A 25,240-nucleotide genomic window follows, 5' to 3' on the forward strand; every position below is an offset into this window, starting at 1 on the left:
CGACCGGATGATGATCTCATCCGGCCGCGCGCTCATTCCTGCAACGCGTGCATCACCTGCCTGTGTACTTCGAACAAGGCGGGATCATCGGGATCGCGCGGCCGGGGCACATCCACCTCGACGATACGTACGATGCCGGCCGGAGACCCGCCCATGACGGCGATACGGTCGGCCAGGAAGGCAGCCTCCAGCATGTTGTGCGTCACCAGCACGCCCGTCGGGCGCGGTCCGTCGCCGGACATCCACATGGCCTGCAGAAGCTGGCGCAAGCGCCGCGCGGTCAGTTCGTCCAGCGCGCTGAAGGGTTCGTCCAGCAGCAGCACATCGGGCTGCACGGCAAAGGCGCGCGCGATGGAAACGCGCTGGCGCTGCCCGCCGGACAGGAATTGCGGATAAGCGTGGGCATGTTCGGGCAACTCGACGCGCTGGAGCAACTGCTGCACGGTACGCGCCACATCGTCCTTTCCTTTTCTCCGGCCGGCAAGGACGATGCCGATATTCTCCGCGACGCTCAGCCAGTCCAGCAGGCGAGGCTGCTGGAACACGACACCCAGGTTGATGCTCGGGAAAGGACGGTCGAACCGAAGATCGCCCTGCGTGGGCAGGTCCAGTCCGGCAATGAGATTGAGCAGCGTCGATTTTCCGCAGCCCGAAGGCCCCACCAGCGCAAGCAGCTCGCCCGCGCGGATGTCCAGGTCCAGCTGGGCGAGGACGGTACGGGCGGCGGTATTCCCGGACGGCGGATAGTGCTTGGAGATGCCGCGGAGCTGTATGTTGCTGCTCATCGCGCGACGCCCCTTTTCCAACGATTGGCGTGGACTTCCAACGGTCGGAAGATGCCATGCTCGATGACCAGCATCGCGACCCAGAAAGCGAGCGTCCATGCGATGACGCCCTCGACATCCTGGGTGCTGAACTTCGAATTCAGCTGATAGCCCACGCCATCCGACATGCCGAAGATCTCCACCAGCACGATGACCTTCCAGGCGATGGAAAAGCCGATGCGGCAACCAGAAACGATGAAACTGTAAAGCAGCGGCAGCCACACCTTGCGCAGCACCAAGGCGGGCGGCAGCCGGAAGACCCGCAGCATCTCCACGCGCTCGTGCTCCAGGGAACGGACGCCTTGATGCACCGAGATGACCATGGCGGGCAGCACGCCCAGGGCCACCGCCACCACGGGCGACGCCAGGGACACGCCGAACCAGATCACGCAAAGCAGGGCCCAGACCAGGCCCGGCACGGTCAGGCCGAGGATGACGCCAGGTTCGAAGAAGCGTTCGGCACTGCGCGATACGGCGGTGAGAATACCGACAGGCAGGGCGAAAAGCAGCGCCAGCAGGAAGCCCAGCGACATGCGCAGGAAGGTGACGCCGATTTCGGTAAAGGCAAACCCGCTGGCCACGATCTCCACCAGCTCGCGCAGTATGGCGCCGCAGCCTGGTACCAAGGGGGAATGCAGCCAGACCGCCATGGCTTCCCAGCAGGCGATCAACAGCGCGAAGAAAGCCGCCGGAGGCCAGGCACGGGCCACGAAGGCCCGCAAGCGCCACGACAAGGCGGGGCGCGGGGGCGACGCATCGCCGCCGCGCAGGATTGCATTGTCGGAGCGCATTCAGGCCTTCACATAGAGTTTTCGGGCCGGCACCGCATCCAGCAGGCCCAGCTTCACCGCCACTTCGACCTGCTTGTCCATGGTGGCGAAAACGCTGGCGTCCCACTTCGTTGCGTAGGTGGGTGCCAGGCGCCGCGGCAGCAGATCGATGGCCTGGGTCTCGTCAGCCTTCAGCCCCAGCTCAGCGGCGATGGGCTTCAGGCTGTCGGGATGCTGGGCGACCGTCGTCCCGATCCGTTCGAACAGCGTTGCCAGCTTGGCCGCCGTCGCCCGGTTCTGCTCGAACCAGCTCTTGCTTGCCGCCAGGCCGACCAGGAAGGGATCGTCGGCCTGGCCTGTCGCCTCCTTCCAGATATCGGCCACGCGGGCGATCTCACGCGCACCGCGCCCCACCAGGCGCGTGGCCGTCGGCTCCAGCGTAATGATGCCGTCCACGTCGCCGCGCTCGAACAGCGCCAGGTTGGCGGTGGGCGATCCGAAGATCACCTTGACGTCCTTTTTCAGGTCCAGCCCGGTCAAGGACGCGGCGATGCGTGCCTGCTGGTATGTTTCGCTGGTCTCGGCCGTCGTGGCGATCCGCTTGCCGACCAGGTCCTTGGGCGACTTGTAGGGGCTGTCGCCCCGCACGATCCACCGGCCATGATTGTTCAGCGCGGGGCCGAACAGGACGATGTCGCTGCCCCGGTTGGCCAGCGTCGCCAATCCCACCGACCCGAACACCCCCACGTCCAGGGAGCCGGCGCTCAACTGCACTTGCATCTTGCCCGGATCCGCTGTCAGCCAATCCAGCGTAATGCCCAGATCGCTGTCCAGCTTGTACTGGCCGACCAGCGGCCGCCAGGCCGAGCCCGCGCTGCCGGCCGAGGGCAGCGTAATGCGCACCGTCTTGTTGTCCTGCGCCCAGGCGCCGCCGGGCAGCATGCCGGCGGCCGTCGCGCCCGCCGCCAGTTGTAGAAAGTCTCTGCGATTCATGTCTTGTTCACGTCGAGGAAGGGACAGGCGGACGCCGTCCGCCATGATGATTCAAAGCACCAGCGCGCGGTGCATGACGCGCTGCTGCGGTCCGAAATCCGGAACGCCCCGATGCTGCACGGTACGGTTATCCCAGATCAGGGCGGTCCCGCTCTCCCAGCGATGGCGAGCCTGCACTTCCGGCGCACTGAGCGCGTCGAACAGGATATCCAGCAGGGCCTGGCTGGTGCGCCGGCTGACGCCGAGGATCCGGTGCGTATAAAGCTCGTTGACGAAGATCTGCTTGCGTCCTGTCTCCGGGTGCGTACGTATGAGCGGCACTTCGATGGGCGGATACTTGCGCCGCTGCTCCGCGCGCGCCTCGAAGTCGTGATACGCCAGCGTCAGGTAGCCCATCGTGTCGGCATCGTGGACGGCGGTCAGCGTCTCCAGGTAAGCCACCAGCAGGGGATCGAGCAGGTCGTAGGCGGCCGTCGCATTGGCGAACAGCGTATCGCCGCCCAGCGCGGGCATCGTTTCTCCCAGCAGGGCCGTGTACGGCGGCGACGTCGGCTGGAACACCTGGTCCATATGCCAGATGTAGTTCATGCGCGTTTTCTTGGTGGACGCATCGATGGTATTGAGCTGGCCGCTCTTGCCCGTCTCCGGCGTATAGGGCGTATTCATCAGCTTGGCCTTGCCGAACAAGGACACCAGCCGCTCGAAGTGCTCGACCCCTACCGTGCCCGGCTCGAAGCTGAGGAAGCCGTAGCGCAGCAGCGTCCCGCGCAGCAGCTTCCGTATCTCGGGAGCGACCTCGCCGTTTCCATCGATGCGCAAGCCGCTGACGCGCGCGCCCACGGTGGGGGAATAAGGCGTAACTGTCACACCGCCGGTTTCGACGGGACTGCCGAGATAGCGGGTCATATCCAGGATCTTCGGCTGGATCCGGTCGAGCTTATCGTTGTCGACGACTATGCCGTACATGTTTTTCTTGCATCCTTGCTGTTGTCTGATGACGGATACCAAACGTCCACATCGCGGCTAGATGACGGCCGCGTCCACCGGATAGCGTTCCGAAGTGCCCCACTCGTTCCAGGACGCCGGATAGACCGCCGCGCCGGTATGTCCCGCGAGCTGCAGGGCGATGAAGGTCCGGGCCGCACGGCCGCCACCGCCGCAATAGACGACAGCGCGCTCCTCGGCGGCGACGATGTCCTTGGCCGCGGCCGCCAGTTGGCCGGCGGCGGCAAAGCGCCCGTCGGCGCCAAGCTCGACGGCCGCATCCCAGAAACGCGCACCCGGCACGCGGCCGGTGCGGCCGGCATTGCTGCGTCGACCCGCGTACTCCTCCCTGGAGCGGGCGTCGATGATGCGAACGCCGGCCTGAGCGGACGGCGCCTCGGCTTGCTTTTCCACGGCGGCCAGCACCTCGTCGGCCGTAGCCAGATAGCCGGCCTGCGGAACCACGGTGTAGGCGGTCGCGGTCACGGCGGGCGCGACGGTCGTGCGCTCGCCCGTCCATGCTTCGATGCCGCCATCCAGCAGCGCGATGCGTTCGACGCCGGCATAGGCCAAGGCCCACGCCACCCTGGACGCGTTCACCTCATTCTGCGCGCCGCCGACGACGACGCGGGAATCGCGGGAAATTCCCAGCGCGCTCAGGCTCCATCCCAGGATGGCATGCAGACGCGCCAGCGAGGAGGCGTCGGTCGAGGCGATCGCGAACAGCGATGGCTCAATATGCCGCGCGCCGGGGATATGACCGGCCCAGTAATCGGCCGCCGGACGCGTGTCGATGAGGATGAGGTCACGCTGCCCGGCATGCTGCGCCAGCCACTCCGGCGTCGCCAGTTCAAAAATTGCCATTGCCCTGCTCCATTGCGATCGATATGCCTGGCATCGTATCGTCAGCGGGCTAACTATCAAACGCACATTAATTTGTTAGCTTATTTACTATTGTCATTTTTGACTGCGCGCCCGAACGCGCAGAATGATGGGCGCTTTCCTTCCTACGGATACGGAGATACATGCCTTCCTCCCCTCGCGACGAATCTTCCATCGCGCCTCCGGCCGGTGCAGCCGCCGGGACCGGTACCGCCGGCGCCGCCGCCCCGCTTCCCGCGGCCACCAGCTTCCGGCCCCTGTCCATCCTGGTCGGCTCCGCCTACTTCATGGAGCAGCTGGACGCCACCATCATCAGTCCCGTCATCCCGGACATCGCCCGCGACTTCGGCGTCGATCCGTTGAGCCTGAACCTGACGATGACCATCTACCTGCTCTGCTCGCTGGTTTTCGTGCCCTTGAGCGGCCTGGTGGCGGCGCGGCATGGCACGCGCACGGTGTTCTGCTGGGCAGTGGCCTTGTTCACGGCCAGCTCCGTATTGTGCGCCATGGCGCCCAGCCTGGCCATGTTGGCGGTATGCCGCGCCTTGCAGGGAATGGCCGCGGCCATGATGGTGCCGGTGGGCCGCACCGCCATCGTGCATACGACCAGCAAGGCACAGTTGGTCGAGGCATTGGCCTGGTTCATCACACCGGCCATGGCGGGTCCGATGCTCGGGCCGCCCCTGGGAGGATTGTTTTCAACCTACCTGTCCTGGCATTGGGTATTCCTGATCAATGTGCCGGTGGGCCTGGCCGGCCTATGGGCCGCCCGCAACATCATGCCGCAGCTGCATCACCGCGCCGACCTGGCTTTCGACGCAAAGGAATGGTTGCTGGCAGGCGCCGCGCTGGCCTTGCTGATCCTGCTGATCGAACAGGCGCGCCACGGCGGCGCGCTGCCGCTGCTGGGCGGCCTGGCCTTGGCCCTGGCGTTGTGCGTCTGGCTGTATGTGCGCCGCTTCCGTGGCCTGACGGCGCCCATGCTGGATTTTCGCCTGCTGCGCCTGCCCACCTTCGCGGCCGGCTTCTGGGGAGGATCCCTGGTCCGCGTGGGTTATGGCGCCCTGCCTTTCCTGCTGCCGCTCATGTTGCAGCTGGGCCTGGGCTACACCGCCCTGCAAAGCGGCATCGTGCTGCTGGTCAGCGGCTCGATTGCGTTCTTCACCAAGACGCAGACCACCCGCGTGCTGCGCCGCTGGGGTTTTCGGCGCGTGCTTTGCTACAACGGCGTGGCGTGCGCCGCGGCGCTGGCCGGCTGCGCCCTCTTCTCCCTGCCGCATTGGGGCCTGGCCGGCATTACGGCGTTCGTCTCGATGGCCAGCTTCTTCAGGGCGGTCCAGTTCAATGCGCTGACCGCCGTGTCCTATTCCGACCTTCCCCCCGGCAAGGTGGCATCGGCGACCACATTGAACACCATGGCCTGGCAACTGGCGATCATGCTGGGAATCTCCCTGTCGGCGCTGGCCGTCCAGTGGTCTGCTAACCTAGGCGCCCGCGGTACGCCGGCCGGCATGGATTTTTCGGTGGCGTTCGTCATCCTCGCGCTGTTCGCCTGCGCCGCGATGCCCTGCTACCGGGCCCTGTCCACGCAAGCCGGCGCCGAGCTCAGCGGCCATCGCGCCGACCGGCAGCCGGCGTCATGAGCGCGGCGACGGTCCACGCGGGGGGAGAACCCGACACCGGGCATCCGCACCATCCGCTGTTTCGCGCCATGGCGCCTCAACCATCCATATACATGTCCGCTCAGCACGTCGAACGACTCTCCCAGCTTTACTCGCGACCAGGTTTCCTGCTGCGGCGCGCCCACCAGATCTACGTCGCCATCTTCGAAGCGAACTTCGAGCGGCTGTCGCTATCGCCCGCCCAATATTCCGTCATGGTCGCGCTGCACGATCTGCACGGCGTGAACCAGGGCGACCTGGCAAAGGCGATCGGCATGAACAAGGTGACCGTGTCGCAGATCGTCCAGGCGCTGGAAACCCGCGGCTGGATCACACGCAAGAAAGCCGACGACGATCGCCGGCAGCGTCAACTCACGCTAACGGCCGACGGACTGCGCGCCGTGAACCAGACAGCCGCGATGGCCGAGGCCACGTATGCCGAACAGATGGCGCCGTTGTCCGAACCGGAGCGCCAACGCCTGTTCAAGCTGCTGCAGCGGATCGTCGATGAGCTGGAGCCCAGGGCGCGCACGCCGTTCGAACCTGTCGCGACCGGCCAGCCCGCGCCGAGGGGCCGCGCGAGCGGTACACGAAGCGACCGCGTCCTGAGAAAGCGAACGTCCCGCACCGAAGCCTGAGCTACGCGGTGCCGGCCCTCAGGCCACTATCCGCAAGATCACGCATCAAGGCCATCGACATCTCGTAGGGGTGGTTGATGCCCAGCAGCGCCATATTGCGGTGCACCTCGTCGCGCAACAGGCCGAGGGCGTGCACCACCCCCGCTTGCCCGGCGGCGGCGACGGCGTAGTTGTAGGGGCGGCCCGCGAAAACGCAGCGCGCGCCCAGCGCGATCGCCTTCAGGACATCGGATCCGCGTCGGATGCCGCTGTCCATCATGACGACCAGCTCCGGCACGGCGTCCACGATATCGCGCAGCACATGCAGGGGCGAGACCGCGCCGTCGATCTGCCGGCCGCCGTGGTTGGACACGATGATCCCGTCGACGCCGATTCCCCGGCAGATGCCAGCGTCCTGCGCCGACAGGATGCCCTTGACGACCAGGTTCCCGCGCCAGAACGACCGCGCGGCCTCCACATGTTTCCAGCTCAGGCTGTCCCGCGCCTTGATATCCTTCTGCACATTCTTCGACAAAACCGGGCTACCGCGATCGGCCCTCCAGTTCTCCAGGTGCGGCATGCCGTGCGCCAGCAGCGTGCGCAGGAACGTGCCGACCAACCAGCGCGGCCGCGTGATTCCCTGGAGCGCCAGATCGACGCTGGGGCGCAGGGGCGAGGAGAAGCCATTCCTCACATACCGGTCCGGGCTCACCGATACCGGCAGGTCCACCGTCAGCACCAACGTCCGGTAGCCGGCCGCGCCGGCGCGGTCCAGCAAACGCCTGATCTCGTCATCGGAGCCTGGCAGATAGGCCTGGAACCAGGCATGGGGCGCGGCGGCCGCAACCGTCTCCAGGCGGGTCAGCGACGCGCCGCTAAGCACATACGGCACATTGCACCGGGCGGCGGCCGTGGCGAGCGCGACATCGCCGCCGAAGGAATACATCGCGCCCAGTCCGACGGGGGAAATGCCGAAGGGACTGGCGTACTTGTGCCCGAACAGCTCGATGCCTTGGGCGCGGCCCGATACGTCGTTGAGCATGCGCGGGATGAAGCCATAGCGATCGAAGACACTCCGGTTGCGCCGCAACGTCGCCTCGTCTTCCGCGCCGTTTTGGATGTAGCTGAACATGGCGCGCGGCAGCACCTTGCGCGCCAGCGGTTCGAAGTCCAGGAGGTTGTGAACGCAGGATAGATCCATGGGTAGTACCGTAGTTGTCCGTATGCCGATAGGGGAGCGCCGATTATTGCCGGCTGGATCGTAAGGCCCATGCCGGGGCGCATCAAGCGAATCTTCACACCCCGGACTCAGCGCGCGATCGCGAGCGGCATATTGGCCTTTATGGCGGTCACGAATTCCCTGGCCGCCTCCGATCGATAGCGGTCGCGCGGCCACAACAGCGCCGCGGTGCGGGTGACATGCGGCGTGATGGGAATCGCCCGCATCGCGGGCGACGCGATAACCGCGCCCTCGAAAAGCATGCAGGCCAGGTGACTGTTGGCGACGATGTTCTGCATCGCGGGAATCGAGTCCAGTTCGATCCGGATGCGACCTCGAATATGCCGGGACAAGTGACGTTCGATCAGTTCACGCGAAAAGTACAATCGGGATTGCAGCGCGATATCCAGGACGGAGAGGTCTTTCTTCCGAACGGCCTTGCGCCCCGCCAGGGGATGGTCATTCCTCACCAGCAACATCAGCCGTTCCGAGAACAGGGGCTCATTGACCAGCTCCTCGCAATTGTCGGACGTCGTAAAACCTAGCCCCAGGTCCAGCAGCCCGTCCTGCAGCTTCCCTTCGATCTGCCTCATCGGCAAATCCTCGACGTGCAGGTGTATGCCCGGATAGCGCCTTGCGAAAGAGGCGATGGCTCCCGACAACAGCGAATTGGTGTAGGTCGTGATCACGCCCACCCGCAACTCACCACTTTGCAACGCATTCAGCGACTGCAGGGCGAGCTGACCGTCTTCCAGATCACGCAGCGCCTTCAGCGCGAAACGCGAAAAGAGCCGGCCGGCATCGGTCAGCCGCACCTGCCTGCCGACCCGGTCGAACAAGGGCGTGCCTAATTCCGCCTCGAGTTGGCGCAATTGATGCGAAAGCGTGGACTGTGTGATATGCAGCGCACGCGCGGCCTGGGTGACGTGCTCGCGGCTGGCCGCTTCAAGAAAATACCTGAGCTGGCGAATTTCCATTGCGTGTGCAATTGATCGATGAAAACGAACGTTCCTGGCGCCAGATCTCATTATACGGATCGCATTGCGGTTACTAGAATGCCGGCCGACAACGACCGAAAACAGGAGACATTCATGAAGCGATTCCTCCCCGGCGCATTGCTGACGAGCGCTGCACTGACTTTCGCGCCCGCGGCGATCGCAGCCTTCCCGGAGAAACCGATCACATTGATCGTGCATTTCCCGGCCGGATCGTCCACCGACGTCATCGCCCGCACGCTCGCCGCCGAAGCGGGTCAGACACTGGGACAATCCATCATCATCCAGAACAAGCCAGGCGCTGACGGCTCCATCGCCGCCAGCGAAGTGGCCCGCGCAAAGCCCGACGGCTATACGCTGCTGATCGCCACCAACAGCCCCATGTCGGGGGTGCCCGTCATGCGCAAGCGTCCTCCCTACGATCCGCTCAAGGATTTCACGCCCATTACCGATATCGGTCGGTACTCCTTCTTTCTCTACGCCCGCGCCGACGAGCCGGGCGACACGCTGCAGGATTTCATCCAGCACATCAGGAAGCACCCCGGAAAGCTGAGCTATGGCTACGGTAACGTGACGGGCTTGCTCTCTTTCGCCTATGTGGCCAACGCCAGCAAGGTGGATATCCTCGGCGTTCCTTACAAGGGCGAACCGCCGATGATCAACGACATGCTTGGCGGCCAGGTGGATGCGGCAGTCGCGACCTCCGGAACAGGAATGCCGCAAGTCAGGGCCGGCAAGCTCAAGGCATTGGCCACGATATTGCCCGTTCGCAGCCCGAATGCCCCGGGCGTGCCGACCATGGCGGAGGCCGGCCTCGACGGTTTCCCTATCGCACCATGGCTAGGGCTGTTCGGCCCGGCCGGCATGTCTGCGGACGTTGTCGACCGCGTCGACGCGGCTTTCAAGACGGCCATGGAGAAACCTGCCGTCAAGCAGGCCATGCTGGTGCAGGACTTCATATTCACACCGTCGACGCCGGGAGCGCTGCGCAAGCTCGTCACGGACCAGCTCGACAGCCACCGGATGCTGCTGCGCGCCACTGGGCTGGAAGGCAGCCAGGACTGAAGAGAGAAACCTCATGACCTACTTCATTGAAACGTTCGATAAACCGGGGCACCAAGGCACTCGCCAGGCGCTGCGGCCTGCTCACCTCGCCTTTCTCGAATCCAACGCGCGGCGCCTGCTGGCCTGCGGAGCGAAGCTGCATGAGGACGGCAGCGACGTCGGAGGCGGCATTTATGTCATCACCGCCGCGACGCGGGAGGAAGCCCGGGACTTCATCGAGGCCGACCCGTTCTTCCAGGGCGACCTGTTTGCCGAAATCCGTATCACCCGCTGGCGCAAAGCCTATGTCGATGGGGTGTGCCATCTGCAGGAGGCCGCGTGAAGCTGCACAGCATAGAAACCGCGATCATCGACCTGCCGGTTGCCCGGCCGCACAAGCTCGCCATGGCGGTGATCGACCGGCATAGCCAGGTAATTGTGCGCATCCGTAGCGAGTGCGGCGTCGAGGGCCTGGGCGAGATAGCCATCATCCCCCACTACGGCGAAGAGGCCCCCGGGGCGATCAAATCCATGATCGACGACTGCATCGCCCCCTACCTGATTGGGCATGACATCCGCCGGCTTGAATCTCTCGTGATGCTGATGGACCAGGTTATCAAGAACAACGCCTATGCCAAGGGCGGCATCGAGATGGCCTGTGTCGACGCGCTGGCCCGGTCCGTCGGCGTGCCCGCCTATCAATTGTTTGGCGGAAAAGTCCACGTCACTATCCCCTTGCTGTGGGTCCTTGGCAATGGCGTGATCGACAAGGATGTCGCCGAAGCCGAAGCCAAGCTGGCGGAGGGCCGCTACAAACTCTTCCTGGTCAAGATCGGCAAGGGCGACCCGCGCGAGAATGTCGAACGCGCCCTGGCCATCCGGGAGGCGCTGGGCGACAAGGCGCGGGTCAGGGTCGACATCAACCAGGGATGGGACGAGCCAACGGCAAAATGGGGCATCGCCGAGCTCGAAGCCGGCGGCATAGAGATCATCGAGCAACCGCTGCCGGCCCATGATATCGATGGAATGAAGCGTCTGACCGAGCGATTTTCGATACCCATCATGGCCGACGAAGGCGTGATGACCGCGCAGGACGCGATGCGCATCGCGCACCATCATGCCGCCGACGCCTTCTCCGTGAAGGTGACCAAGCATGGAGGCTTGCTGCGTACGAAGCAGGTCGCCAACATTGCCCACGCCGCCGGCATACGCCTGTTCGGAGGCACGATGATAGAAGGACAGATCGGGACCTCCGCCTATGCGCACATTTTCTCGACCATGCCCAACCTGACGCTCGGCGCCCAACTGTTCGGGCCGCATCTTCTGACCGACGACATCGCCCCGGCAACGATTGAGTTCAAGGACCACGCCTTGGTCGTGCCTGATGGCCCAGGCTTCGGCGTGACGCTGGACACCGACAAGCTGGCGTTCTATCGACGACGTTGAGCGATGGTGGCAGGCCGTCGCCGCGCCGTTTCCTCGGCACGACGAACGGCACGGGACGCTGGTCTATTCCAGGTGCGGATGGCGATCCGCCAGCCGCTGGCGGCGCTGCCGCAAGGACGCCAGCCGCTCTTCCAGCTCCGCGATCTCCGCGTCGACTTCCTGCACGGTTTCCTCGATATGGTCGTAGGCCTGCTGCAACAGGACCTTGGCCTCGCGCCGGTTGGCGGCATTCGGGGTGTCGCCGCGCAGCGGGCGATTGGCGGTTTCGGGCAGGAAGAAAGAGGTCGCCAGCCCGATCACGGCCGCCACGAGCAGGTAATACGCGGGCATCATCACGTTGTTGGTGCCTTCCACCAGCCAGGCCGCGACGGTCGGGGTCAGCCCCGCGACGATGATGGCGACGTTGAACGCGCTGGCCAGCGCGCTATAGCGAATGCGGGTGGGGAACAGCGCGGGCAGGGTCGACGCCATCACGCCCGTCATGCAGTTCAGCAGGATGGCGATGACCAGCAAGCCCAGGAAGATCAGGCCCAGGTTGTCGCTGCCGATGAAGTGGAAGGCGGGAATGGAGAAGATCAGCAGGCCGATGCTGCCTATCAGCAGGAAAGGCTTGCGTCCCACCTTGTCGCTGAGAAAACCCACCATGGGCTGTACGAACAACATGCCTATCATCACCACGACGATGATGAGGACGCCATGCTCCTCGGAATATCCCAGGCTGCTCGATAAATAGGTGGGCATGTAGGTCAGCAGCATGTAGTAGGTGATGTTGGTCACCAGTACCACGCCGATGCAGACCAGCAAGGCCTTGCGATACTTGGAGAAGATATCCTTGAACGACACCGTGGGCCGCTCCTGCACGGCAGCGCGGTCTTCCTTTTCCATTTTTTCCAATTGCTGGGTAAAGGCCGGCGTTTCCTCGGCGGCGTGCCGCAGATACAGGCCCAGCAGGCCCAATGGCCCCGCCACGAAGAACGGCAGGCGCCAGCCCCAGTCGAGAAAGCGCTGCTCCGCCAGCGTGGTGTGCAGCAGCACTACCAGGCCCGCGCCCAGGACGAAGCCCGCGATGGAGCCGAAGTCCAGCCAGCTGCCCAGGAAACCGCGTTGGCGATCAGGGGCATATTCCGCCACGAAAATGGCCGCGCCCGTATATTCGCCGCCGACCGAGAACCCCTGGGCCAGCTTGCACAACAGCAGCAACAGGGGCGCCCACAGGCCGATGGCCTCGTAGGACGGAATCAGCCCGATGCAGAATGTGCTGATCGCCATGATGATGATGGTAAGCGACAGTACTTTCTGCCGGCCGAAGCGGTCTCCCATCACCCCGAAGAAGACGCCGCCCAACGGCCGCACGAGAAAAGGCACGGAGAAGGTGCCCAAGGCGGCAATGGTCTGCACGGCGGGCGACGCCTCGGGGAAGAACACCTTGCCCAGGGCCGTGGCGACGAAACCGTAGACGCCGAAATCGAACCACTCCATGGCGTTGCCCAACGCGGCGGCCGTGACGGCCTTCTTGAGCTTGGCGTTGTCGATAACGGTGATGTCGTCGATCTGCAAGGGCTGGACCTGCGTTGAACTACCCGAGGCATTCATGGGATGCTCCTTGTTCTAGGCCGTCTCGACATCCTAGATCCCTGGCGGGAATGCGGCAAGGGACCATGTCGCCGGGCAGGCGGTCATGTTATTTCTAGAGCCTGCCGCCTCTTCCCCCCCCACGCCGCGACGTCGGCGGATGCCATCGGACGGAGACACGAATGGACGCTTCATATATCGACCCGGACCCACAGGAAACGGAAGAATGGCAGGAAGCCTTCGCCGCCATGGTCCGCATCCACGGCGGCGACCGCGGCGCCCGCATGCTCGCGCGCCTGCGCGCGCAACTCGCGGATGTGGCCGATGCCGGCCCGCGGGCGGTCTCCCCTGAATGCGACTACGGCAAGCACAGCGACCATGGCGGCTACGTGAACTCCATCCCGCTCGCCGGGGAGCCGCCCTTCCCCGGCGACCTGGAGATCGAGGAAAGGCTGGCATCCCTCATGCGCTGGAACGCGCTTGCCATGGTGGTGAAGGCCAACCAGGCCTACGGAGAACTGGGCGGCCACATCGCCAGCTACGCCAGCGCGGCCGATCTCTTCGAAGTGGGCTTCAACCACTTCTTCCACGCCCGCCGCGACATGGCCCCGCAAAACCGGGGCGACCTGGTGTTCTTCCAACCCCATAGCGCCCCGGGCATCTATGCGCGTGCCTACCTGGAAAACCGGCTGACGGAGCGCGACCTTGCCTACTTCCGCCGCGAAATCGCCGCGCGCAAAGCCGGCGCGCAAGGACTGTCCAGCTATCCCCATCCCTACCTGATGCCGGCCTTCTGGCAGTTCCCCACGGGGTCCATGGGCATCGGTCCCATCAATTCCATATACCAGGCCCGGTTCATGCACTACCTGACCGACCGGGGCATACTCGATTGCCGCGGCCGGCGCGTCTGGGGCGTGTTCGGCGATGGCGAGATGGACGAACCGGAGAGCATGGCCGCGCTCACGCTCGCGGCCCGCGAGAATCTCGACAACCTCACCTGGGTGGTGAACTGCAACCTGCAACGCCTGGACGGGCCCGTGCGCGGCAACGGCAAGATCATCGACGAACTGGAAAAGCTGTTCTCCGGCGCCGGTTGGCATGTGATCAAGGTGCTCTGGGGCAGCGATTGGGATCCGCTCTTCGCGCAGGACGCCACCGGCCGCCTGCGCGCCGCGCTGGCGGCGACGGTCGACGGCCAGATGCAGACGCTTGCCGCCAAGGATGCCGCCTATAACCGGCAGAACTTCTTCGGCCAGTCCCCGGAGATCGCCGCCCTCATCGCCGCGCTTTCCGACCAGCAGATCGATATGCTGACGCGCGGCGGCCACGACATCCGCAAGATATACGCGGCGTACCACGCCGCGGTGCGCAAGACGGGCGCCCCCACCGTGATCCTGGCGCACACCAAGAAGGGCTTCGGCATGGGGCCGGCGGCCCAGGGCAAGATGACCACCCATTCCAACAAGAAGCTGGAGCCCGAAGACCTGCTGTCCTTCCGCGACCGCTTCAAGCTGCCGCTGTCGGACGACATGGTCAGGAACGTCGACTTCTACAAGCCCGCCGAGTCGTCGCCGGAAATGCAATACCTGCGCGAGCGCCGCCAGGCCCTCGGCGGCGCCCTGCCCGCCCGGCATACCGCCTGCGCGCCCGTCCAGGCACCGGACCGCGCGTCCTGGAGCGGCTTCGCGACGCAGCCCGGCGGCAAGGAAATGAGCACGACGATGGCGTTCGTGCGCATGCTCGGCAATCTGCTCAAGGACCCGGTCCTGGGCCCGCGCATCGTGCCCATCGTGGCCGACGAGGCGCGCACTTTCGGCATGGCCAACCTGTTCAAGCAGGTGGGCATCTATTCCTGCCAGGGCCAGCGCTACGAGCCGGAAGATATCGGCTCCATCCTGTCCTATCGCGAAGCCACCGACGGGCAGATCCTGGAGGAAGGCATCAGCGAAGCCGGCGCCATCTCAAGCTGGACGGCCGCGGCCACCAGCTACAGCACGCACGGCGTGGCCATGCTGCCTTTCTATATCTACTACTCGATGTTCGGTTTCCAGCGCATCGGCGATCTCATCTGGGCGGCGGCCGACCAGCGGCCACGCGGCTTCCTGATCGGCGCCACGTCCGGACGCACCACCCTGGGCGGGGAAGGCCTGCAACACCAGGACGGCACCAGCCACCTCTGGGCGTCCACGATCCCCAATTGCCGGGCCTACGACCCCGCCCACGCCGGCGAGCTGGCCGTCATCATCGATGCGGGAATGCGGGAAATGATGATGGCGCAGCGCGACGTTTTCTACTACGTCACCGTGATGAACGAAAACTACGCGCAGCCCGATGTGGCCGACGCGCATGGCGACGACATCATGAAGGGCGGCTATCTGCATCGGACGCTGGAGGGCGCCGCCGGCAAACCCGCCGTCACCTTGCTGGGGTCGGGCGCCATCTTCCGCGAAGTGCTGCGCGCCGGCGAGGAACTGAACCGCGCCGGCCACACCGTCCATCTCTACAGCATTACCAGCTGGAGCGAACTGGATAGGGATGCCCGGACATACGAGGACCAGGACGACGGAGCGGGACAGGGCCGCCCCGACACCGGCGCAATGCCGCACCTGCACCGCATCCTGTCCGCCAGCGGCGGGCCCATCGTCGCGGCATCGGACTACGTACGCCTGGTGCCAGAATCGATCCGCGCGCATATTCCCGCCGGGCGGGCATACCGCACGCTGGGCACCGACGGCTTTGGGCGCAGCGACACCCGCAGCGCGCTGCGCCGCCATTTCAAGGTGGACGCGGGCAGTATCGCCGACGCCGCTCGCCGCCTCCTCGCTTGAACCCCGGCGGAACAGACGCAGACCAGTCCAGGCCACGCGCCGCGCGGCTGTCGTCCCGCTCAGGCCGCGCGGCGCGCCAACACGTCTTCGCGCGGCCCGGCGTCGACCACGCGGCCGGCCTCCAGCACGATGACCGTGTCGAAGCGGGCGAGCAGGCTGGGACGATGCACCGACGCAATAATGCAAGCCGTGGGAAACGCGGCATCCATGCGGTCGAATACCAGGCCCTCGGCCGCCGGGTCCAGCGCGCTGGTGGGTTCGTCGAGCAGCAGCAGCGAGCTGCCATGCGCGGCCAGGACGCCGCGCGACAGGGCCAGGCGTTGGCGCTGCCCTCCCGAAAGATTGCCGCCCCGCTCGTTCAACGCGCTGGCCAGCCCTTCCGGCATGCGTTGCAGCACCTCGTCGAACACGCCCGTATGCACGGCTGACTGGAGCACCGCGCTATCGGCCGGTTCGCCGAAGGTCAGGTTCTCCTCGACGCTCGCCTCGAAGACCTCGGCCTCTTGCGGGATGAGCGTGGCCAAGGTGCGCAACTGGGCCCAATCGACCGCCTTGCCGTCGCGCAGCAACTGACCCGCCTGCGGCGGGTACAGGCCGGCCAGGGTGCGCAGCAGCGTACTCTTGCCGCCCCCGCTGGGGCCGATCAGCGCGATCCGGGCGCCGCGCCGCAAGCGCAGGTCCACGCCATGCAGTCCGCCGCGCGCATCGTCGGCATAACGCCACGTGGCGCCGCGCAGTTCCAGCGTTTGCCAGGGCGCGTCGGGAACGACCGCGGGGACCGCCGCGTCGGGATCGCCGGGCGCCCGCCAGATCGGCTCGGCGCTGCCGTAGTCGGTGTGCATGCGCGCGAAGCTCTGGAAATTCGCGGCCATCGCGCCCACCACCTGGGCGGCCTGCTGCGCGTACTGGTAGATCATGAAGACGGTACCCAGCAGAATCGCCTGCCCGGGCTGGCGATTCTGCAGGACGTATTCCACCACCAGGATCCAGGTCAGGCCCATGCCCAGGATATCCACGGCGAACCATTTGCCTTCGGTGACCGTGACCGAGCGGCGCAGCGGCACCATGATGGCGTCCATGCGGCGGCCCAGCAGCTTGCGCGACGCGGCTTGCAGCCGCAGCCCGATGACCGTGCCGGCATTGCCCACGAAGTCGAGCAGCGCGGCGGCATAGCGGCGCTCCTCGTCGTTCTCGGCGCGGGCCAGCTGCATCAGCGTGCGGTCGAAGCGCAGGATGATGATGGCGATGACGATGTAGCCGCCGATCGCGATCGCGCCGCTGACATAGGACAGCAGCGCCAGCGCGACCAGCGGGCCGACGAAGCTGAAAATGCTTTGCAGATAGCCGAACTGGTTCTGCGCGAAGTCGGACAGCGCGCGGCTGGACTGCACCACGCGGTGCTGCAGCTCCCCGGAGTGCCGGCCGTCGCGCCACGCCAGGGGCGCCGACGCGATGCGCGCATACAGCTGGTCGGCCAGCCGCGTGCGCACCCGCACGCCCACGTTGCGCTCCAGGATGCGTCCCGGGCCGTGCAGGAACCACGACAGCAGGTAGATGAGGACCAGGTAGACGATCCAGCGTCCCGCGGTGGCCATGTCGCCCTGCTGCAAGGCATTGATGGCATGGGAGGCCAGCCAGGGCATCGTCAGCCGCAGCAGTTGCGCCGCCGACAGCAGGCCGGCGGCGCCCAGCAGCTGCGGACGCGCGCCCTTGGCGTGGCGCCAGAGAGCGGCATAGAGTTCGCGGGCGGCGCTGCCCAGGCCGATGGAAGGAGTATGGGGAGAGGAGGCGGACTTTGACACGTGGCGGCGGTGACTGGCGTTGATACCCTGGGGAACGGTCGGCTTACACGGTCGACTTACACTGTCGACTCACACGGTCGGCTCACGCGCGACCGTTCAAGCAAGGCCCTAGGCTACTACACCGCGCCACGCCGCGCGCTTGCCGGCCGTATCGTAGCGGTCGGCATGGGTCGGCGGCCATGCCGCTGGCCGCCGCCCACGCGCCCGCCATCAAACCGCCGGACCGCCCCGCGTGCCGGCGGCGGGCGGCACTGCCTCGATTTCCGCGGCCGCGCGCGCGAGGATGGCGGCCACGCGCCGCTGCTCCTCTTGCGGGGCATCGTTCTTCTGCAACAGGGCGCGCTTCAGGTTCCTGCGCGCCTCGATGAACTCCGGCACCCAGAGGCCACCGGCATGCTCGCCGTCCTCGGCCATGGCCCCGCGCAGGGCCTTCATTTTCCGCGCCAGCAGCGCCAGCTCGACGAACATCTCGTCCAGCCGTTGCTGGCGTTCCCGCACGTAGCGCGCGCCCTCTTCCGACAGGCGGTACGACTTCTTGTTGCCGACGACGTCGGCCTCGACCAGGCCCAGCTCGTGCACATAGGTCAGCGCCGGATAGACCACGCCGGGACTGGGCACGTAGGCGCCTTCGCTGCGCGTCTCCAGCGCCTTGATCAATTCATAGCCATGGCTGTCGCCGCCGGCCAGCAGGCCCAGCAGCATCAGTTGCAGGTCTTCCGAAGAGAACCGGCGGCCGCGCATCAACTCACCGCGCCCGCCGAAATCCCCATGGCGGCCGTGGCCGCCGCGCCCATGCTCGTCGCGCCGGGGCGAGTGCTGGGCTGAACAATGTCTGGTGTGATGATGTCCCATGATCGCTTCCTATAACGGTATATATGGCCCTCGGACATGTCTTAAGATATGTCGTATGATATGTTTTTAGATATATCTTATGATATGTCTTACGATATAAACAGTCAACAGCGAGCACCATGAAACGCATCGCCTTCTTCTATACCCAAGCCTTGCAGGCGGTCAGCCTGGTCTGGAATACCTCGCGCGGCTTGTTCCTGGGCCTGATCGTCGCCACCATCGCCGCGGGCGCCCTGCCCGCGTGGGCAGCGTGGGTCGGACAGCACATCGTCGACGCCGTGGTCGCGGCCATCCAGGCGCGGTCCCAGACCGGCAGCGCGCCGCTGTGGCCGGTGCTGCGCTATGTCCTGTTGGAGGCGGGCGTGCTTACCCTGCTGGCCGCGATGCAACGCGCGCTGTCCGTGCAGCAATCCTTGCTGCGCGTGCAATTGGGCCAGAAAGTGAACATGCTGATCCTGGAGAAAGCGCAGCAGCTCTCGCTGGTCCAGTTCGAGGATTCCGAGTTCTACGATCGCCTGGTGCGCATCCGGCGCGATGCGTCCACCCGTCCGCTGTCCTTGATCATGAAATCGCTGGGTCTGGTGCAGAACCTGATCCAGTTGGCCAGCTTCGCCGTGCTGCTGGTGCATTTCTCGCCCTGGGTATTGTTGCTGCTGGTCGCCGGCGCCTTGCCCGTGTTCGTGTCCGAAGCGCATTTTTCCGGCAATGCATTTCGCCTGTTCAGCCGGCGCGCGCCGGAAAGCCGCCAGCAGAACTACATCGAAAGCCTGCTTTCCCAGGAAGGCAACATCAAGGAAGTGAAGATATTCGGCTTCGCGCCCCTGTTGTTGCAGCGCTACCGGGACACCTACACGCGCCTGTACGCGGAAGATCGGCGTCTTACGCTGCGTCGCGACGGCTGGGGCTTCGTGCTCGGACTCTTCGGCACCGCCGCGTTCTATGGCGCGTATGCCTGGGTGGCCATCGACACCGTGCGGGGCCTGGCGTCGCTGGGCCAGATGACGATGTACCTGGCGCTGTTCCGGCAGGGTCAGTCCGCGATCAGTTCGGGACTGACGGCCATCAGCGGGCTGTACGAGGACGGGCTGTATCTCTCCAACCTGCACGACTATCTTGCCCACCCCGTCGCGCCGCGAACCGGCACCTTGACGCAGGGCGCACGGCCGGGCGACGGCTTGCGCTGCGAGAACGTGGGCTTCACGTATCCGGGCTCGACCGAACCGGCGTTGCGCAATATCGATCTGCACCTGGCGCCGGGAGCCAGCCTGGCGCTGGTGGGCGAGAACGGTTCAGGCAAGACCACCATGATCAAGCTGCTGACCCGCTTGTATCTTCCCGACCAGGGCCGCATCCTGCTGGATGGCACCGACCTGAACGATTGGGATGAAGACGCCCTGCGCCGGCGCATCGGCGTCATCTTCCAGGACTTCATCCGCTATCAGCTGCCCGTCGGCGAAAACCTGGGCGTGGGCGACGTGCAAGCCTTCAACGACGAAACCCGCTGGCGTGCAGCGGCCAGCCAGGGCGCGGCGGCGGAGTTCATCGAGCGCCTGGAACATGGCTATGCGACGCAATTGGGACGCTGGTTCGCGGGCGGCCAGGAACTGTCGGGCGGCCAGTGGCAGAAGATCGCCCTGTCGCGCGCCTATATGCGCCGCGACGCGGACATCCTGGTGCTGGACGAACCGACCGCCGCGCTGGACGCGGCGGCCGAGGCCGAGGTGTTCGAGCATTTCCGCAAGCACGCGCGGGGGCGCATGACGCTGCTGATATCGCATCGATTCTCCAGCGTGAGGAACGCGGACGAGATCCTGGTGCTCGATCATGGCCGCATCCTGGAACGCGGCAACCACCAGGCCTTGATGGACCTGGGAGGACGGTACGCACACCTGTTCGATTTGCAGGCGCGGGGATATCGGTAGGGAAATGGCGTCCTTGGCACCACCCGTCAGGCCGCTCTTTTCGCTTGTAGAGGATGACCGGGGCGCCAGGCGTGCGTCCCACGGAAACCGATAAAATGACATCGGGTGCTGCCCGGCGATACGCCGGGATATCCAGCCGCCGTCTTACCCATTTCCGATTTCCGACGCCATGCGTACCCGCATCAAATTCTGCGGCATGACCCGCACCGAAGACATCGCCGCCGCGGTAGCCGCCGGCGCCGATGCGATCGGCATGATTTTCTATCCCAAGAGCAAGCGCTATATCGATGTCGAACGGGCTGCCCGCCTGCGGCGCGCGGTGCCGGCTTTCGTCGACGTGGTGGCGCTGGTGGTCAATGCCACGGAAGAGGAAGTCCGCCGCATCATCGGCGAGGTCGGTCCGGACCTGCTGCAATTCCACGGCGACGAAACGCCCGCCGATTGCCGACGGTACGGACATCGCTACATGCGGGCCCTGCGCGTCGGCGGCCCCGGCATGGACACCGCCGCCACGCTGGCCGCGACATGCGCAACGTATGGCGATGCCGCGGGCTGGCTCTTCGACAGCTACACCGCCGGATTCGGCGGCAGCGGCCTGGCCTTCGACCATCACCTGCTCGACGACGTGCGCAAGGCCTCCGTCGCAGCCGCCTGCGGCGCAATGGGCGCTGCGCAGGCTGCGCACGCCGATGCGCCGGCGAGCGATACGATGCGCGTGTCCGTACCCTTGATCCTTTCCGGCGGACTGACGCCTGACAACGTCGAAGCCTCGGTGCGCACCATACGGCCTTATGCCGTCGACATCAGCAGCGGCGTGGAAAGCGCCCCGGGAATCAAAGTCCATGATAAGATGCGCGCCTTCGTCGATGCGGTACGCCGCGCCGACGGTGCTTGAAGAGAAAACGGTGAGTCGGTCGAAGCAAAATCTTGATCTGAAATCTGGATCCAATTTGACAGACTAAAAAAACACCCATATAATTCTTCTTCTTTGCAGGCGGTTAGCTCAGCTGGTTAGAGCGCTACGTTGACATCGTAGAGGTCGTTGGTTCGATTCCAATACCGCCTACCAAACGAATTCCAGGCAGCGCCCAGCGTTGCCAAGAAGGCCCGGTTAAGTCTCTGACTTGCCGGGCTTTTTTATTGTCGGGCGAATCCGGGAGCGCGCGGGGTGGCGTGGCACGCCACCCCGCACATCACCCGCCACTCAGGAACAACTTGTCGCAGTAGCCGCCCAGCAGCTCGGAGGACACGATGGTCTTCTTGGCGTCGGTAACGAACGACATGTAGCAGGATTCGCCTTCCTGGGTGTAATAACCCGTCGGCGCGGAATTTTCCTGGTAGATCGGGATGGCGCCCTGCCCGCCGCCGGCCGGAAGCACGGTGACCAGCGTACTGCCCGTCGATGCCGTCCCGGTCTGGACGAAGCGCTGGTGCTGGGTGGAGCCGTAGCGGCTCCAGGTGTGCACGTAGCGGGGATTCTGCGCAGTACCGATGTTGGGATACGTGGCCGAGCCGCCTTGGTGGTCTTCAGGACCGAACTGTGCCGTAACCTCGGCAAGGTTGTGACCGACCATGCTGTTCGCGTATCGGTACATCTGGTTGGCCGGCGGGTGGTAGACGCAACCGCTTAACAGGACGGAAACCGACAGGGCGAAACCCAAGGCGGCGGAACAGGCGGACAGACGGCGACGGATCATGAGATTCTTTTTCTTGAAGTCCGAAAGAGCGAATTCTATTTCCTGCCCTGCCGAGACAGGAAACTGTCAGCGTGAACAAATGTAATCCCCGCCCTTGGGAATCCGCTTCACAATCACCCAGCGCGCCTCAACCCGGCAGGATCAACCGGGTCCCGTCAAGCTCGCCCAGCGTGAAATGCGCCGGATATTCGATGGCAGCCAGATAGAGCCCATCGGGCATGAAGGTGGGCGCGCCTTGCGTGCGATCGCGCGCGGCAAGCAATTGCGCCATCCATGCCACCGGCTTGCGTCCCTGGCCCACCTGCAACAGCGCGCCCATCAGGTTGCGCACCATGTGATGCAGGAAAGCATTGGCCCGCAAGGTGACGACGATGAGGTCGCCCCGCGTGGCGATGTCGAGGCGATGCATGACGCGCACGGGATGCTTCGCCTGGCACTGCGACGACCGGAAGCTGCTGAAGTCGTGCTCGCCCAGCAGGCACGCGGCGGCCTGGCGCATCGCATCGAGATCCAGCGGCTGGAAACACCAGCCCGCGCGGCCGGCCCACATGGGCGAGCGCACGCGGTCGTTGATCAGCAGATAGACATAGGTGCGGCTGGCCGCCGAGAAGCGCGCATGAAAATCGTCCTGCGTCACGCGCGCCCAACGCACCGCGATGCTGGGCGGCAGCAAGGCATTGACGCCTCGCACCCAGGACTCCTCGCGCCGTTGCGCGTCCGTATCCAGGTGCACGACCTGCATCGCCGCATGCACGCCTGTATCCGTGCGGCCCGCGCATATCGTGGCGACCGGACGGTCGGCGAATTGCGCGAGCGCCGCCTCCAACGTGTCCTGCACGGTCTGCCCATGCGGCTGGGTCTGCCAGCCATTCCAGGCGGACCCGTCGTACGCCACGCCTAAAGCAATGCGAGGCATGTATCAGGAGCGCAGCGTGCCAGGGCGAGTCACGCCAGGCTCGCGGCGGGCAGGCGTGTCGCCGGGCTTGGAATCGAGATCGAGGTCGATGCCGTCCAGGCGACGGTCGATCGCCGCGGGGTCGATCTCGGTGGCGTAGAGGTCCTCGTCCATGTCATCGTCCTCGTCTTCACGGCGAGCGCCCGCACGGCGCAGCAGCCACGCGATGACGAAGGCAATGAGGGTCAGGACCACCGTCAGGAAGATGAGCAGATTGTCGGATAGCCAACGTGGCAGCGCCGAGGTCGGCCTCGCGGCCTTGCCGCCGGCGCTCAGGCTGTCGCCGCCGTTCGTGGCCGCCGCACGGTCGGCGCCAGCACGGGCGTTGGCCGAATCCGACGCGGACGGCGAGCCCGCCCCGACCGGCGCGTTGACGCCGGAGCTCGCCGCGCCCGCGCCGTTCACCGAACCGGCGCCAGCGCCGGCGGTACTGGCCGCGCCGCTACTGCTTGCGCCAGCGGCGCCGGAACCCGCGGCGCCATTAGCGCCAGCCGTGCCGTTGACGCCACTTGTCCCATTCGCGCCAGCCGCCCCATTCGCGCCAGCCGTCCCATTCGCGCCAGTTGCCCCACCCGCGCCACTGGAGCCGGCTGCGCCACTGGTCCCATCACCGCCCGCCGTGGCCGCGTTGCCGGCAGACGGATTCGTGCCGCCCGCGGCCCCCGTGTTGGCTCCGTCCGCACCCTGCGGCGCGCCGCTGCCAGATTGCCCCGCCGCTCCGGCTTGGCCCGCGCCCGTGGCGCCAGACTGTCCGACCGCCGCGCCAGCGGAATCCCCAGCAACAGGCTGACCCGAGCCTCCGGCTTGGCCAGCAGCGGGCGAGCCAGCCGCACCCGGCTGAGTACCCGCGCCAGCCTGGCCACCCGCGCCCGCGCCTGCTTGACCGTTCACACCCGCGCCGCCCACACCGGCCTGCGCATTCGCGCCAGCCTGCCCGGTAGCGGATTGCCCGGATGCGCCGCTTTGCCCGCTCGAACCACCCTGCACCGCCACACCCGGACCACCCGCCAAGGCCAGGCCGGGCACCGTCAACCCCGGACCGGCGGCGCCCTGGCCGCCCTGCCCCTGCTGCCGCGCCAACGCGGCGTTCAAATCCTTGACGTTGCGTTCCAGCTCGTCGACGCGCGACTTCGCATCCTGCGTGGCCTTGGCCGTCGACGTCTCCGCATCGGCCCGCGCCTGGGCCGCGGCCTCGCCGCCCTGCCCCGGCTGCCCGGGAACGCCGCTCGACAACCTAAGACGGTCCTCGGCCCCGGCTTCCGGCTGCGTGGCGGGCGCGCCCGAGCCGACCTGCCCCGACGTCGCCGGCGCCTGGGTCGCGGGCGCGCCGCGGCCGGCAGCGCCCGCCAGCCCGGCGCGATAACGCGCATAGGCTTGCGCCTGCTCCAGGAAAATGCGCCGCGCCTCGCCCGGATCGATGGCCCGGACCGTGGAAGCATCCGGCACGATCAGCCTGGCACCCGCCTTGACCCGGTTCATGTTGTTCTGGATGAACGCCTGCGGATTGGCGCGCCACAAGGCCACCAGCATCTGGTAGATGGTGGCGTCGGCCAACGCATGGCTTTGCGCGATGCCGTAGAGCGTATCGCCCTGCCGCACCGCCACGCTACCGCCACCGCCGGCGCGCGTAGCCGACCCCACGGTCGCCTGCGAATTGAGCCCCGGAAAGCCTTGCGCGGACTGCATCACCGTCAGTTGCACCAGCCGCTGCCCCGTACCGCTGCCGATATTGAGAAGCACATCCACCGCCGGGTCCGAAGCGACGTTCGGCGACGTCAGCCGCACATTGCGCTGCGAGGGGTCGGCGCCGGCCTCCACCTTCAGCGTCATGCTGTCCAGCGGCACCGGTGGCTTGAGACCCGCGCGCGCCCAGGCGTCGGCGGACGCAACCGTCACCTGCAGGCTTGCACGCTCGTCGGGCGTCAGGTCCGTCAACGGAATCAACACCTGCAAGGGCGCATTCTGCGCCGACACCACGCGGCTATGCCCCAGGCGCGCCGCCCAGGCCGGCTGCGCGGCCACGGCCGAGGCCGTCAGCAACACCGCCATGGCGCAGCGGGTAGCAGTGTGGGAAGGACGGGGAGAGGGGCGCGGTGTGCGTGACGTCATAAGCCGATGGGATCCACGGTCGGTGGGCATGTAGCCGCGATGGAAAAGTGTAACGTACCTGCCGTAAT

21 protein-coding genes and 1 tRNA gene are annotated in these 25,240 nt (G+C 65.9%); 9 read left to right on the plus strand and 13 right to left on the minus strand.

Annotated features, from left to right (window positions below; translation table 11 throughout):
* Positions 1 to 32: 32 nt before the first annotated feature.
* The 5 genes from C7R54_RS03755 to C7R54_RS03775 are packed head-to-tail and all read right to left on the minus strand — an operon-like array spanning position 33 to position 4,435.
* Entirely contained in the window at positions 33 to 785 is a 753-nt protein-coding gene (locus C7R54_RS03755; protein WP_129148819.1) for an ABC transporter ATP-binding protein, read from the minus strand.
* Positions 782 to 1,615 carry an ABC transporter permease gene (locus C7R54_RS03760; protein ID WP_129148820.1) on the minus strand — a complete coding sequence of 278 codons (834 nt, stop codon included), beginning with the start codon at positions 1,613 to 1,615 and terminating at the stop codon, positions 782 to 784. The genes C7R54_RS03755 and C7R54_RS03760 overlap by 4 nt, the downstream gene beginning before the upstream one ends.
* Positions 1,616 to 2,587, minus strand: a complete 972-nt coding sequence (locus tag C7R54_RS03765; protein ID WP_192903578.1) for an ABC transporter substrate-binding protein — start codon at positions 2,585 to 2,587, stop codon at positions 1,616 to 1,618.
* A gap of 51 nt (positions 2,588 to 2,638) precedes the next feature.
* The gene (locus C7R54_RS03770; protein WP_129148822.1) at positions 2,639 to 3,553 is read right to left on the minus strand and encodes a TauD/TfdA dioxygenase family protein; all 915 of its coding nucleotides are present in this window, start codon (positions 3,551 to 3,553) and stop codon (positions 2,639 to 2,641) included.
* A gap of 57 nt (positions 3,554 to 3,610) precedes the next feature.
* Positions 3,611 to 4,435 carry a sulfurtransferase gene (locus C7R54_RS03775; protein ID WP_129148823.1) on the minus strand — a complete coding sequence of 275 codons (825 nt, stop codon included), beginning with the start codon at positions 4,433 to 4,435 and terminating at the stop codon, positions 3,611 to 3,613.
* Positions 4,436 to 4,596: 161 nt separating this feature from the next.
* Between C7R54_RS03775 and C7R54_RS03780 the strand changes: the two genes are divergently transcribed.
* Positions 4,597 to 6,096 carry an MFS transporter gene (locus tag C7R54_RS03780; protein ID WP_129148824.1) on the plus strand — a complete coding sequence of 500 codons (1,500 nt, stop codon included), beginning with the start codon at positions 4,597 to 4,599 and terminating at the stop codon, positions 6,094 to 6,096.
* Between the two features lie 92 nt (positions 6,097 to 6,188).
* Entirely contained in the window at positions 6,189 to 6,752 is a 564-nt protein-coding gene (locus tag C7R54_RS03785; RefSeq protein ID WP_158021143.1) for a MarR family winged helix-turn-helix transcriptional regulator, read from the plus strand.
* Position 6,753: 1 nt separating this feature from the next.
* Here C7R54_RS03785 and C7R54_RS03790 read toward each other — a convergent pair whose 3' ends face one another.
* Together C7R54_RS03790 and C7R54_RS03795 are read right to left on the minus strand one after the other, a co-directional pair.
* Positions 6,754 to 7,932: an alpha-hydroxy acid oxidase gene (locus tag C7R54_RS03790; protein ID WP_129148826.1), complete on the minus strand. Its 1,179-nt coding sequence runs from the start codon at positions 7,930 to 7,932 to the stop codon at positions 6,754 to 6,756.
* Between the two features lie 107 nt (positions 7,933 to 8,039).
* Entirely contained in the window at positions 8,040 to 8,927 is an 888-nt protein-coding gene (locus tag C7R54_RS03795) for a LysR substrate-binding domain-containing protein (RefSeq protein WP_192903579.1), read from the minus strand.
* 78 nt (positions 8,928 to 9,005) lie between these two features.
* Between C7R54_RS03795 and C7R54_RS03800 the strand changes: the two genes are divergently transcribed.
* From C7R54_RS03800 to C7R54_RS03810, 3 genes are read left to right on the plus strand one after another with little or no spacing between them, the layout of a single operon-like run.
* Positions 9,006 to 10,010 carry a Bug family tripartite tricarboxylate transporter substrate binding protein gene (locus C7R54_RS03800; RefSeq protein WP_204524281.1) on the plus strand — a complete coding sequence of 335 codons (1,005 nt, stop codon included), beginning with the start codon at positions 9,006 to 9,008 and terminating at the stop codon, positions 10,008 to 10,010.
* A 13-nt stretch (positions 10,011 to 10,023) separates the two neighbouring features.
* A complete protein-coding gene (locus C7R54_RS03805) occupies positions 10,024 to 10,332 on the plus strand; it encodes a YciI family protein (protein ID WP_129148829.1) in 309 nt (102 codons plus the stop codon).
* A complete protein-coding gene (locus C7R54_RS03810) occupies positions 10,329 to 11,435 on the plus strand; it encodes a muconate/chloromuconate family cycloisomerase (RefSeq protein WP_158021144.1) in 1,107 nt (368 codons plus the stop codon). Before C7R54_RS03805 ends, C7R54_RS03810 begins: the two co-directional genes overlap by 4 nt.
* A 63-nt stretch (positions 11,436 to 11,498) precedes the next feature.
* Here C7R54_RS03810 and proP read toward each other — a convergent pair whose 3' ends face one another.
* A complete protein-coding gene (gene proP, locus C7R54_RS03815; RefSeq protein ID WP_129148831.1) occupies positions 11,499 to 13,028 on the minus strand; it encodes a glycine betaine/L-proline transporter ProP in 1,530 nt (509 codons plus the stop codon).
* A 161-nt stretch (positions 13,029 to 13,189) separates the two neighbouring features.
* Here proP and aceE point away from each other — a divergent pair, with 161 nt between their 5' ends.
* On the plus strand, positions 13,190 to 15,835 hold the full coding sequence (gene aceE, locus C7R54_RS03820; RefSeq protein WP_129148832.1) for a pyruvate dehydrogenase (acetyl-transferring), homodimeric type: 2,646 nt from the start codon (positions 13,190 to 13,192) through the stop codon (positions 15,833 to 15,835).
* Positions 15,836 to 15,894: 59 nt separating this feature from the next.
* On the opposite strand, the gene C7R54_RS03825 is transcribed toward aceE, so the two are convergent.
* A complete protein-coding gene (locus tag C7R54_RS03825; RefSeq protein WP_129148833.1) occupies positions 15,895 to 17,637 on the minus strand; it encodes an ABC transporter ATP-binding protein in 1,743 nt (580 codons plus the stop codon).
* Positions 17,638 to 17,847: 210 nt separating this feature from the next.
* Positions 17,848 to 18,489, minus strand: coding sequence for a PadR family transcriptional regulator (locus C7R54_RS03830; protein ID WP_129148834.1), 642 nt, complete (start codon positions 18,487 to 18,489; stop codon positions 17,848 to 17,850).
* A gap of 119 nt (positions 18,490 to 18,608) precedes the next feature.
* On the opposite strand from C7R54_RS03830, the gene C7R54_RS03835 reads away from it, so the two are divergent.
* The 3 genes from C7R54_RS03835 (at position 18,609) to C7R54_RS03845 (ending at position 21,480) form a co-directional block, all read left to right on the plus strand.
* On the plus strand, positions 18,609 to 20,411 hold the full coding sequence (locus C7R54_RS03835) for an ABC transporter ATP-binding protein (RefSeq protein ID WP_129148835.1): 1,803 nt from the start codon (positions 18,609 to 18,611) through the stop codon (positions 20,409 to 20,411).
* A gap of 169 nt (positions 20,412 to 20,580) precedes the next feature.
* Complete coding sequence (locus tag C7R54_RS03840) at positions 20,581 to 21,306, plus strand: phosphoribosylanthranilate isomerase (RefSeq protein WP_129148836.1); 726 nt, start codon at positions 20,581 to 20,583, stop codon at positions 21,304 to 21,306.
* A gap of 97 nt (positions 21,307 to 21,403) precedes the next feature.
* Positions 21,404 to 21,480 (plus strand) — tRNA-Val (locus C7R54_RS03845).
* A 124-nt stretch (positions 21,481 to 21,604) separates the two neighbouring features.
* On the opposite strand, the gene C7R54_RS03850 is transcribed toward C7R54_RS03845, so the two are convergent.
* The 3 genes from C7R54_RS03850 to C7R54_RS03860 form a co-directional block, all read right to left on the minus strand.
* Complete coding sequence (locus tag C7R54_RS03850) at positions 21,605 to 22,108, minus strand: hypothetical protein (protein WP_129148837.1); 504 nt, start codon at positions 22,106 to 22,108, stop codon at positions 21,605 to 21,607.
* 127 nt (positions 22,109 to 22,235) lie between these two features.
* Positions 22,236 to 23,024, minus strand: a complete 789-nt coding sequence (truA, locus tag C7R54_RS03855; protein WP_129148838.1) for a tRNA pseudouridine(38-40) synthase TruA — start codon at positions 23,022 to 23,024, stop codon at positions 22,236 to 22,238.
* A gap of 3 nt (positions 23,025 to 23,027) precedes the next feature.
* Positions 23,028 to 25,172 (minus strand): type IV pilus assembly protein FimV, encoded by a 2,145-nt coding sequence (locus C7R54_RS03860; RefSeq protein ID WP_129148839.1) that lies wholly within the window; start codon positions 25,170 to 25,172, stop codon positions 23,028 to 23,030.
* Positions 25,173 to 25,240 lie beyond the last annotated feature (68 nt).

Source organism: Achromobacter aloeverae (genome assembly GCF_004121055.1).
GTDB classification, from domain to species: domain Bacteria; phylum Pseudomonadota; class Gammaproteobacteria; order Burkholderiales; family Burkholderiaceae_B; genus Bordetella_C; species Bordetella_C aloeverae.